The following is a 12161-nucleotide window of genomic DNA, read 5'->3' as shown; positions in this document are numbered from 1 at the left end:
TAAAGTTTGAATAATCTCTGATGATACTGCTATTTGATATTGAAGATAGCATCCTCAGAGATCATGTTATTCTACTTAAGGTTGTAGATCTTCACGAACCACTTGTTCAATTCTTCCCAGTCAACAATGTTCCAGAATGCTTCTATGAACTTACCTCTCTCGTTCTTATAGTCCAGATAGTAGGCGTGTTCCCACACATCTATGGCCATGATTATCGGGAAATCCGGTATAATATTTGCATTGTGTTTTTCTATCTGCATGATACCGAGTCTTTTGGTATCGGTACAGAAGGTCAGTGCTGCCCAGCCTGAACCTTCGACAGTTGAGGCTATTTTCGAGAAATCACTTTTGAATCTTTCAAACGTTCCAAAATCTTCCTTTATCGCATCAAATAATTCATCAACAGGTTCTTCACTTGCTTTTTCTGCAGGAGTCATCTCCCACCAGAAATAACTGTGAAGTACGTGCCCTCCCAGATTAAAGGACATGGTTCTGGCAGTTGTTTTCGAATCATATTCAGTTCCGTCTTTTACTGCCTTTTCCATCATCTGTAGTAATGAATTCACATTATTTACGTAGGATTGATGGTGCTTTTCGTAATGGATCCGCAATTGTTCTTCTGAAATATACGGTTCCAGGTCTGCATAACCATATTTCAGTTCAGGCAATTTATACAATTCTTTAGTCATATTTCCTCCCTTTATAAATCATTTATAGCAAAAGCTCTTTCAGATACCGCTGGTTACTCCCTTGCATTGTTATACAGAGCAACTGTATCTGACTATTTTGCATTGTATTTCCCCAGATACAATTCTAATTCTTTTTGGAATCAAAAAGCAAATGTAGTCCTATAAAATAATATCAGGCAATATTGATATAAACCTATGGACCCAAAGGTCGCCTGATATCTCATTTCTTACTTAGTATTCTTTCTGGCAGATATCTCTTCGAACTTGTCTGCAAGCCGATAAGATATGTCTGAAAGATAAGCAGTTCCCCAGGTAGCTGCAAGGATGGCTCCAAGAAGGTCGAATACCAGATCTACCATTGTATCATGGATACCGTGCTGGGCCAGTATGGCCTTGTAACCGAGCCTTGTGGTCAGTTCGTCGGTCAAAAATTCCAGTATTTCCCATACCACTCCGGTTGCAAGTACGAACAAGAGGATAAAAAGGAACAGTACTTTAGGTGGTATGTATATCTCCTCTACATAGATGTCGATAGCTCTTATCAGCACATATCCTGCAGCAGCAACAACACTGGCTGAGAGGGCATGAGTGATATTGTCCCATCTGGCTACATTATCATAGAACGCAAAGGTCCCAAGGGCATCCAGGAAAATAGCAAGGGTTACCCATAAGGTCAATCCGGGATCAAGGATGATGTTGTATTTATGCTTGATGAAAGCCGGAGCGAATGTTATAGACAGACCTGCGACTGCGTTCACGGCAGTGGGCATGTCTTTCAGAAATACTGCCACTATAAGTAATATGAAAAGACATGCCTGCATTATCCTTGTTGCAAGCTTCTGCTTCTCATCAGAAATACCGAGCAACTTGCGGATAGGTGCGGGCGGTCTGGATGTAGTATATTCCTGTGTATTCGCGGATTCATGTGGAGGAAATTCGATACCAACGCCTGGTCTGACCTTCCTGAAGTACCAGCCAAAGAGCAACCCTGCAGCAATACCTGTTATGGTGGCATAGATGAACCTGTGCATAACATGAGTATTGATCTCTTCAGGTGAGCGTCCGTCAAGAAGAAAGGCTGTTCCTAAGTTAACGTCCAGCACCCACTGGAGCAGGTGCCACAGACCGGACATTGCAAGTGTCGTTATCACCACCAGTAACAAGGCGAACTTGTAGTGCATGCGCACGGAAGTGAACCAGCTTATCTCTGCTGCCAGCAGCAGTGCAATGGTTGCCACAGAGAAATAAACGGGTATGCCCGTGAGAAAGAAATGATAAGCTGTTGTGTTTCCTATGATGGGTATGATCGTTAATATTATGAAATACCACGAAGGCATCACCGAGAGCTTGTGCAGAATAATCGCAGGAGCTATTATGATGCATATGACAAGAACTATGAGAGCAAACCACATGAACCTGCCATCCATCATGTTCACAATACCCAGCAGGGAAAGCAGGAATACCATTGTCCATCCAAAGAATGCGTTAAGAGGAGTGTTTCTCAGGAGTTTGCTGAGCCTGTCTATCCGTTCCATGATGCTTCCATTTATTGTAGTTCTTTTGTGGTACTATAGTAAAAAACCTTAAAAACATGAGAAAAAGTAGTCTTTAAGTGTTTGTTATTTCAGATTTCTGCCAGAGCTAATATTTTGTTGTTTAGTTTTATCATTAGGATTCCAGTATGCCATTTCAATCGCATGTCTGCTTATCTCTTTGTAATTGTCTGTCATTATCTCTATAAAATCTTCTTTTAGGTCCCAGAAACCCGGTATTCCCAATCGTTTTATGATTGATGCATCTATCTCAGGTAGAGATATATCAACTGAAAAAGACCCGGTATCCTTTCCTGACCAGAAATCATCAATGGGCAAGAATTTTTCTTCATGTTTGTTTTTCTTGTCTGATGACACATCCGGCAATACTTCCAGTTCTGAAGTATTTTCATCACTACATCTACGCTTTTTGCGGAGTATTGCGATAATATCGTCCTTAGATCTTCCACGCAGTTCAAAGAGCATAAAAGGGTCCTTATCAAACTTTTCGGCCAGCAGATAATAAACTGCAGCAATGTGCTTACAGGGATTGGCAAAATCAGGGCATGAACAGCTGGTGTGAATATCCTTATCCGATGTGGGAAAGAGGGCAGCTCCTACTTCATCAAAAGCCTCTTCTATATTTTGTGGCATCTCGCCTGCAAGCAATTTTGCCGCAAAGATAGCCTTTTGAGACATTTCATTTGCGACCCTGTCCCATTCCTTTTCATTAAGCGGCTCTATCTCTATACTCACAGAATAAGGATTCTTTGCCGATCCCTGGACTTTTGCAGTAACCTTGCCTGGTATAAATTTTAAAGAAAGGACTTGTCCGCTTCTGGCGTATCGTCTCCCTCGTTCAAGCCGATTGCTCCACCCGAAAGATTCAAGCACTTTAACCCAGCGCTTTGACCACCAGGTATCTCCAATACTTCCTCTTTTACTTCTGGTCTTTATGCCGCCATCTGTTTTTATTGGTTTTGAGGGACTGTACCCTCTCCAGGAATCATTTGACCAGCTCATTTATCCTCATGCACCTCCCATTATTTCTCATCGTTACTATCATATAACTCGTCTTCTATTACCGTATGCCTTAAAGCGAATAACTCTTGTAATTGCTGGGTAGTCATCTCCGTAAGCCAGCTTTCGCCCGTACCTATGATGTTCTCAGCAAGTGCTTTTTTATCTTCGATTATCTCATCTATTCTCTCTTCAAGGGTCCCGTCGCAAAGAAACTTATGCACCTGAACATTCCTTGTCTGCCCGATACGGAAGGCACGGTCAGTTGCCTGGTTCTCAACCGCAGGATTCCACCATCTGTCATAGTGAAATACATGGTTGGCACGTGTCAGGTTCAGACCGACACCGCCTGCCTTGAGTGAGAGTATGAATATCCTGGGGCCATTATTTTCTGAAAAACGCATAATCATCTGTTCCCTCTGCTTCTGGGATATTCCACCATGCAGGAAAAGCACTTCCTCGGCAAAGATCGTCTGGAAATGCATCTTAAGCATGTTCCCCATCTCCACAAACTGGGTAAAGACAAGGGCAGCATCATCTTCAGCAATTACTTCCTCCAGCATCTCCGTGATCCGGTTCAACTTACCCGAACGATTTGCCAGCGCGGATCCGTCTCCAAGGAACAGTGCAGGATGGTTGCAGACCTGTTTAAGCCTTAATAGTGCTGACAACACCAGTCCTTTTCTCTCTATACCATCAGATCCCTCTATTTTCCTGAGCATCTCTTTTACAACCGCTTCATATAAAGTCGCCTGCTCTTTCGTAAAGTTGCAGTGGACTTTCATTTCTATTTTATCAGGCAGATCTTTTATGACTGATGGATCGGTTTTTAAGCGGCGAAGTATAAATGGTGAAACGATACTTTTTAAGAGTTTTCCTGAATTCTTGTCTTTGTATCTTTCAATAGGCAGTGCAAATCTTTTTCTGAATCCTTCTGCAAAACCAAGATATCCGGGGTTAAGGAATTCCATGATAGACCAGAGTTCAGACAGGCGGTTTTCAACAGGGGTGCCTGTTAGAGCGACACGGTAACCCGAGTTAAATCTTCTGACTGCCTGGAACTGTTTTGTAAATCGGTTCTTGATGTTCTGGGCCTCATCAAGTACCACTGCATTCCATTCCACTTCTTTGAATAATTCTTCGTCTCTGTAAGCCAGTGTATAGGTACTGATCACAAGGTCATATCCCGCAATTCCGGAAAGGAAGTCCTTTTTTTTCATACGGTCAATACCGTGGTGAACCAGAACATTGAGGGAGGGTGCAAATTTATTTGTTTCTCTGTGCCAGTTCCCGATAACCGAGGTAGGACATATCAGCAGTGTCGGTTTATCTATACCTTCTTCCTTGTCCGCCAATAAAAGTGCAAGCATCTGTATGGTCTTCCCAAGTCCCATGTCATCAGCAAGACATGCCCCAAGTCCGTGCAGACGAAGGAACGAAAGCCATGAGAAGCCTTTTATCTGATAAGGACGCAACTCTCCAGCCAAACCACGTGGTTGCGGGAGCTCTTGTAGACCCACTTTACCGGACATACGTTCTAACACTTCAGATAGCCATCCGGATGCAACAAATCCACTTACCGGAAGGTTCATGCCGGAATCATCGTGTCCAAGGCCGAATCTCAGTGCTTCTTCCAGCCTCATTTCACCTGAATTTCTGGATCTGAAAAATTTAATGGCAGCTTCGAGTTCTTCTTTTTTGACCTCTACCCATTGTCCTCTCACACTTACGAGCGGTTCTTTCAGGCTTGCAAGATTTTCAAATTCTTCCTTGCTCATTGTATTATCACCAAGAGCAAGTTGCCAGTTGTATTCTATGATCGAACCGAAGCCGAATTTTCCTGTACGGGTTGGAGCATCCCGCTTTGGTTCAACCTTTAGTTTCAGGCCAAGTTTTGCATTCGTTGTACCTTTATTCCACCAGGGAGGTATGAGTACACCAAATCCGCTTTCTGTAAACAAAGGCACAGCTTCTTTTAAGAAAGTATATGCCTGCCGGTTTTCAAGTTGCATTGAATCAGGTCTTGCGGAATGCAGGCTATCTTCGATGGGAGAATATAACCTTGAGGCTTTTCCAAGATCTGCAAGAAGCTTTTCCTGCGGATGCTCAAACCTGCGGTTTAGAAATTGTAGTGTATCTCTTGATTCCATCCAGACTTTTTCCGCAGGTACGAGCAGGCTTGGATCGTCAGAAGCCTGTAGGAAATACCGCAGGTTCCAGGTGGTTGAATCATTCTCATCCCTCTCTTGCGGGGGTTCAAGGCGGAAGCATGTGCGAAACCCTGATTTTTCGATATCTTTAATAGGAGCCTCCCAGGATTGTATAGAAAGGTACAGGTTTTTGATATCCGATGTATGGACTTTAATCTGTTCTCCGGTTGCAAGAGATTGCAACCATGCTCCAGCAATGCTCTTTTTTGATTTGATCTGTGGAATTTTGATCCATTTTCGGATACAACTGTCTATCGAATGGTTGATAAATTCAGATAAGACTGATTCTGAAGTACTCGAAATGCCGTTTTGGACGAGTGCCCTGCAAACAGGGGGCATCGAATCTACAAGCATTGAAAAGCGAGTTGTGTCGTTCTTATCATTCAGTACATACTGCCACCGGGAGAATGCTGTCTCTTCCCCCGAAAAAACCATCCCTGGTACATAATGCTGTTTTGACAGAAGTTCCATTGCGAATTTTGAAACTTTGATCCAGAACCGCAGGTCAGTCCCGATTATAGTATCGTTTTTTTCCATCCTTTCTTCTGAAAGAGAGTTGAGTAGCAAGACTGCATTTTCTGTCCGGATGCCAAGACCATTTACTTTCCATTGTGACAGACCTAGGTCCTCCACTGCGCCATCTTCATAGCGGTCCAGAAGCAGGTCAGGTGATGCTTGTGGAGATCTAGGATTTGAAGGCAGTAGAAGTAGCACATCATCGGAAATAATCTTTTCATTGATAATGCTACCACTCTCAGAATACAAGGCCCCTATCGCTTTTCTGAGGTCCTCCTCCCCGGCTTGAAAAGGATGGACACGATGAGTGGTTACCTTTGGAGGACGTCCTCTGCGTTTGACTGGCAAAACAGTTGAATCCTCACCCCAGAGGACGAAACTTCCTTGCTCATGTAAGTTTTCAGGTGGTTTCCAGATTCCGTGCAGAACTATCATGTTATCAATGGAATATCAGGCAGATTATTATAAACTTTATCATAGCTCTTGTACTTGCATAAAGCTTCAACAACCGGAAGCGGGTCTGCCCATATTTCCGGCAGGTCAGTTTCCCCTTCAATCCTGATCTCATATGCAAGCTGTTCATGTGGAGGATTGAACTGTGCATTCACTCCTTCCTTGTTCCCTCGCGCATCCATTCGATACCATCCAATATCTTCCAGATAAACAGCGTTCAGGGCATGCAGGCAAAATGGTGCTCCCTTGTCATCTCTACTCAGGCGCCGGTAACAGATTCCTGCAGGAATTGAGTTTGCTCTGAGAAGTGCTGCAAGGAGATGGCTTTTAGCATAGCAGTAACCTGTTTCGTGTTCAAGGACTTCGGATGATTTCAGGGTGACAGGGTTCATACGGTAATCATAGCTGTGTTTGATCTCGTCCCTGACGAACTCGAAACAAAATCTGGCTATCTCTATGGGGTTCTGGTTGTTTCCGGCGAGTTCCTTTAGCCTCTTCATAACAGCCGGGTGGTCAAAATCGATAATCGATGTTGGCCTCAGATAATCTTACAATTCAGACATATGTAATATCATTTGTCGAAATACTCGTTTTTCAGGCGAAAATAAAAAGTGACAGTAATTTATAATTTGCTCTAATTATTTCTGATAATTCTTTCTGTAAGCAAATATGCTAATTCAAATATGGCTGTCTAGGAGTGCAAAAAAATAAGAAAATGGTTTTTTAGGGAAGTTATGGAGGTAGAACGTTTTTTAGTAAAACAGTCTAACTGTACTAACATGTGTATTGCATATAAATATATTGATAATTTGAACATGTGTTAGTGCTAAGAGTTATATTATCTAGGTCCAAAAGAAAGTGACAAAATGACCCATGTAATAAAAACTGTCTATATAATAATAAAAATAATAAAAATGAAAAAAGAAAGAGCCTCAAACGAGGTCTTTCAGGTGGAACTGGTATTTACCAAGCTTTCCGCCGTAGTTTCCTGCGGTGATCTTCTTGACACCAGGAACTGCAACAGCAGCTTCAATACCCATTTTCATTGCTTTCTGTATTGCGTCTTCGTCAAGGCCATTGATAACAAGCTCGTAAACTGCCTTTACACCTTCAGGGATCTCGGTGCCTTCGACCTTGTCCCTGATAGACGGGCAGAACTTCTCGTTTGCAGTTGCCTTCATGAACTTGTAGTTGTTAAAGCCAGCTTTAGAACCACTGGCAACGATTCCTCCCGGGAATGGAGTTATAGTACCTTCCAGGTCCTTGATAGCGTCCACTGCAACTTCTGCTGCTGTGAGTGCTGTCATCTGGCTGTCACCGAAGATAAAGAAGTTACCGCCTGCAATACCTGCTACAGCACCGATGTTCTCTTCTACGAGGAAGTCACCCTCCATGATAGGGATGCTGTGCATCTTGCGGCCATCGATCTCAGTTTCGGATTCCATTCCATCACCGAAGAACTTCAATTTGAAACCGACGTTGAACTGCTTCTCAGCATCAGGAAGTCCGTTGAAAACAGCTGTTGTTGGAGCTGTAAGTACACACTGTCCGAGGCGCTCAAGTAATTGGTGTTCAAGTGCTTCGTATCCGAAGGTACAGATCTGGATGTAAACACCAGGTCTTCCGTCAGGGGTCTGGTCAGGACCAACGAACTTTTCAATTCCTGCTTCTGCAGGGCACATAATAACAGATGTACCAAATCCGGTTGCTTCAAGTGCAGCTACTTCAGCCCAGCGTTTTGTTGCTGCGGTGATAAGTACTCTTGAAATTTTGATTGGGAACGCTTCTGCAAAAGTATCTTCGATTTCTACTCCATTGATTTCCATAATAATCCCTTTTACTTTAAGTTGAAATTATAGTTTTAAACCGTTACATGCAACGTAACTATAGCGTAATACAACACAATTACAATACATATACTCTTCGAAAAGGAACCTATCTCCCGCCTGACTTGCGGTATGTCTTATCAAAAAGTGCGAACATTTCTCTGTCTATTTCCCTGTATTTCCCGATCTCAAAGACAGCCTCACTGACAATAACGGAAATAGATTCGATATTCGAGAGGTTTGCAAGACTCTTTGAGGAGCTTGCAGTGGACCCGACCATCTGCTCACGGATGGAGATCTCACATACATCAAGTATGGCATGAACAGCATGTGATGCCTGTTCCCCCAGGTCTCTTTGTGCCGCTATGGTGCAGAAGTGCTCCATTACAGGAATGATCTCCGAAATCTTTTCATCGGAATGCTTTCTTGCGGCGACTACTCCTATATCTCTTAGTGCTGCTGTCACATCAGGGATAGACCCATCCCCAAAGACTTCTCCTATTTCTTTCAAAGCCTCTATTACCCTATCAAGACACTCATGCTTTTTCCTGTCAGGTGATTCCTGAACAGTTTTTATTCCGATATCCCTTAATGCATAGATTATCAGTTTCTTCAGATGCTCTTGACCCTTGCTCTCAACTGTCCCTGCAAGCCTCAGGAGGACTTTCCTTACATTGTCCATTGTAGCAGTATCGTGTTTTTCCGCAGCATAAAGAGCTATTTTTTTCAAGAGAATGACTGATTTTTCAGTAGGCTCTAGCATCTCTTTTTTTGCAGATGTAGTTCCTATATCTCCTGTTGCTATTGCAAGTTTATGCAATGGGGTTGCTATCACTTTTTTTCTGGCTATGTTAGCAAGGTCCCCCGGACCTTTAGAACGCCTGATCAATGTCATTCTATCAGGTTGCCGGAAATCCTCTTTTTCCCTGTGCATGTCAAAAAAACCGTTCATCATGTCTATGGTTTGCAGGGTAAAAATCTCCATATCAGCCATAGCGCTTTGCTTTCCTATAGAACCGAAAGCATCGATAACTTCCATCAGTACAAACCTGTCTTTTTCATCCTCTGCAAGGATGGCCAGCTGGTAAAGATGCTTATTGAAATATTTTATGATAAGATTCTTGTTACCGCCTGAAGCTAAAACTTTATAACACAGTTTCGGAATTTCCTTGAGTCCGATAGTTGCAACAAAGTCATTGTTGTTCCTGATTGCCCCCCTAATAACATCGATAACAGGTTGCAGGGGGTCAATATTTTCTTTCCCTGCTTCCAGTTTCCTGTAACTTTCATTCATGTCATAGATCTGCAGGTCCTTAACAAGCTTCTCAAAATCAGATTTCACTGCTTCTGTCCTGAGGTAGTCAGCTAAAAGGAAAGCCAAAACAGACAGGATAAAAGAGTATACAAGCAGCAATGTCATACCAGTAGCTTTGAAAGTTCCCAGAAAATGCATAATTGATGCTGCCAGGGCAAATGTTCCGATAGTATAGGAAAACATGTCAGTTAAAGGATCTTTCTTAGCGGTCAGCCAGAGGCATATGAACCAGAAAAATGAAAAACAGATCGCAAGAACAATGTTATTCCAAAAATGATCCATCTGTTGGTCGATGAGCAAAGTTGCAATGAAGCCAAGCTGAATTACCAATGCGCCAATAGCAAGGTCAGCCCCCACATCCCTTTGATCAATTTTCAGGTAGTTCTTTATAAGAATGTCTGCGATAAGGAAGACCGATATTACTCCACTTATAAGGGCTGTGTCAACAATGTCCGGTATCAGGATCTGCATGGGAATATATTGTACATGGTTATTTATATATATATTGAAATTAAACGGCATTAAACTGTATTTCTGCCCCTGTCAATGGACAGTAACCTGGCATTTATAGCAACTATAATTGTGCTCAATGACATAAGTACTGCCCCGGTAGCAGGTGATAATAATATTCCATGCTGGTAAAGTACTCCTGCTGCCAAGGGAATCGCAAGTGCATTATAACCCGTCGCCCAGAAAAGGTTCTGTATCATCTTTCTATATGTTGCGCGGGAAAGTTCTATGATGGCCAGTACATCAAGAGGGTTGCTTTTCACAAGTACGATATCTGCTGTTTCCACTGCAACATCAGTACCTGCACCAATAGCTATTCCGATATCAGCCTGTGCCAGCGCAGGTGCATCATTGATACCATCCCCTACCATTGCAACAGTAAGCCCCCGCTCCTGCACTTCTCTGATCCTGGAAGCTTTTTCTCCTGGAAGAATTCCTGCAAAATACTCATCCAGTCCTATCTGCCCTGCCACCTTTTGAGCTACATGGCTCTGGTCACCGGTAAGCATGAAACAGTTGATTCCCATTTGCTTCAGCCTGCTGACAACTTTCTTTGATTCAGGCCTGATCACGTCTTCCAGCGTAATGGACCCAATAGCTTTCCCGTCGATCAGGACAAAAACAATGGTCTTTCCCTGGCTGGCTATCTCCTTTAACTTCTCTCCAGGATAACTGATACCTTCTTCTTTCAGGTACCCTGGGCTTACAACCTTTACGTCTTTTCCATTAACCGTCCCCCTGGCCCCTTTCCCGGCAATGGCGCTGAAATTCCTGACCGGGTAGGTAGAATAAGAGGAATCAACAATTCCTTTTGCTATCGGGTGCTCAGAATTAGATTCAATTGAGGCTGCATATTTCAGTATTTCCTCAGTTCCAATATCCTCACCGAAAGGAACGACATCGATGACACCAAACTCACCTTTTGTAAGCGTTCCTGTCTTATCAAAAATGATTGCATCGATATTCCTGGCTCTTTCAAATGCTGTCCTGTTCCTGATAAGCAATCCATTTCTTGCACCAATTGCAGCCGAAACTGCAACAACAAGAGGGATTGCGAGTCCCAGGGCATGTGGACATGTGATAACCATCACAGTAACCGCTCTTTCCAGTGCAAAAGCAAGGTCTGTGTTTGCCATTCTGAGCCATGCAAAAAAAGTGATCGTCCCGGCTGTCAGGGCTATTATTGTAAGCCAGCGGGCTGCCCTGTCTGCAAGGTTCTGTGTCCTTGATTTGCTTTGCTGTGCCTGTGATACGAGATCAAGCATCTGGGACAGGAAGGAGTTTTTCCCAGTCTTTTGAACTTCAATTGTAAGAGAGCCTTCCCCATTGATAGCTCCGCTGATTACCATATCACCTTTTTCCTTTGAAACCGGATTTGATTCGCCTGTAAGCATTGCCTCATTCACAGAGCTCTGCCCTTCAACAACAATTCCATCAACAGGTATCTTCTCTCCGGGTTTCACAAGAACCCTATCATCTTTTTTAATTTCACTCACAGGAACATCATCTACTTTTTCATCAGATATAATTAGATGTGCATCTGATGGCATAAGTTTCACCAGTTCCTGCAGGGCCATGGAAGCTCCCATCACAGACTTCATTTCCACCCAGTGTCCAAGCAACATGATATCTATCAGGGTTGCCAGTTCCCAGAAAAAAAGCTTGCCTGCAAGCCCGAAGGCCACAAGACTGCTGTAGCTGTATGCAACGGTGATGGCAACCGCAATAAGCGTCATCATACCAGGACTTTTCTCTGTAATTTCATCCCTTATCCCTTTCAGGAAAGGCCAGCCTCCGTAGAAGAAAATCAGAGTGGAAAAAGCAAAGAGGAGATATGTATCTCCTGTAAATGACGGAACAACGATACCAGAAACTGAAGCAAGGAAGTCCTGTATAAGGGGAGAGAGAAGGAGTATAGGGATGGTCAATACAAGCGATATCCAGAATCTCTTCCTGAAATCCTGTACCATCATTGCATGATGATCGGAATGTCCCTGGTGTCCTTTATGTTCATCATGTTCCATGTGTTCATCCTGTTCTTGCATTGAATGTTCATCACCATGCTTGCCGCTATCTTGATGCTCCATACT

At 43.2% G+C, this 12161-nt stretch carries 8 protein-coding genes; all 8 read right to left on the bottom strand.

Annotated features, from left to right (window positions below; translation table 11 throughout):
* Positions 1-71: 71 nt before the first annotated feature.
* The 8 genes from BB781_RS06180 to BB781_RS06145 all read right to left on the bottom strand — a co-directional run bounded on the left by BB781_RS06180 (position 72) and on the right by BB781_RS06145 (position 12158).
* Positions 72-689 (bottom strand): superoxide dismutase, encoded by a 618-nt coding sequence (locus BB781_RS06180; protein WP_094227631.1) that lies wholly within the window; start codon positions 687-689, stop codon positions 72-74.
* A 227-nt stretch (positions 690-916) separates the two neighbouring features.
* Positions 917-2224, bottom strand: coding sequence for a hypothetical protein (locus BB781_RS06175; RefSeq protein WP_094227630.1), 1308 nt, complete (start codon positions 2222-2224; stop codon positions 917-919).
* 84 nt (positions 2225-2308) lie between these two features.
* The gene (locus BB781_RS06170) at positions 2309-3244 is read right to left on the bottom strand and encodes an SWIM zinc finger family protein (protein ID WP_094227629.1); all 936 of its coding nucleotides are present in this window, start codon (positions 3242-3244) and stop codon (positions 2309-2311) included.
* Between the two features lie 20 nt (positions 3245-3264).
* Positions 3265-6402: a DEAD/DEAH box helicase gene (locus BB781_RS06165; RefSeq protein WP_094227628.1), complete on the bottom strand. Its 3138-nt coding sequence runs from the start codon at positions 6400-6402 to the stop codon at positions 3265-3267.
* Positions 6399-6920 (bottom strand): transglutaminase-like domain-containing protein, encoded by a 522-nt coding sequence (locus tag BB781_RS06160; protein ID WP_094227627.1) that lies wholly within the window; start codon positions 6918-6920, stop codon positions 6399-6401. Before BB781_RS06160 ends, BB781_RS06165 begins: the two co-directional genes overlap by 4 nt.
* Before the next feature lie 432 nt (positions 6921-7352).
* A complete protein-coding gene (gene fhcD / locus BB781_RS06155; RefSeq protein ID WP_094227626.1) occupies positions 7353-8246 on the bottom strand; it encodes a formylmethanofuran--tetrahydromethanopterin N-formyltransferase in 894 nt (297 codons plus the stop codon).
* Positions 8247-8355: 109 nt separating this feature from the next.
* A complete protein-coding gene (locus BB781_RS06150) occupies positions 8356-10032 on the bottom strand; it encodes a hypothetical protein (RefSeq protein ID WP_129582646.1) in 1677 nt (558 codons plus the stop codon).
* 50 nt (positions 10033-10082) lie between these two features.
* On the bottom strand, positions 10083-12158 hold the full coding sequence (locus tag BB781_RS06145) for a copper-translocating P-type ATPase (RefSeq protein ID WP_242492557.1): 2076 nt from the start codon (positions 12156-12158) through the stop codon (positions 10083-10085).
* Positions 12159-12161: the final 3 nt, after the last annotated feature.

The organism is Methanolobus psychrotolerans (assembly GCF_002243045.1).
Taxonomy (GTDB): Archaea; Halobacteriota; Methanosarcinia; order Methanosarcinales; family Methanosarcinaceae; genus Methanolobus; species Methanolobus psychrotolerans.
The sequence above is the reverse complement of the archived record's forward strand: the minus strand, read 5'-3'. Positions and strand labels throughout refer to the sequence as shown.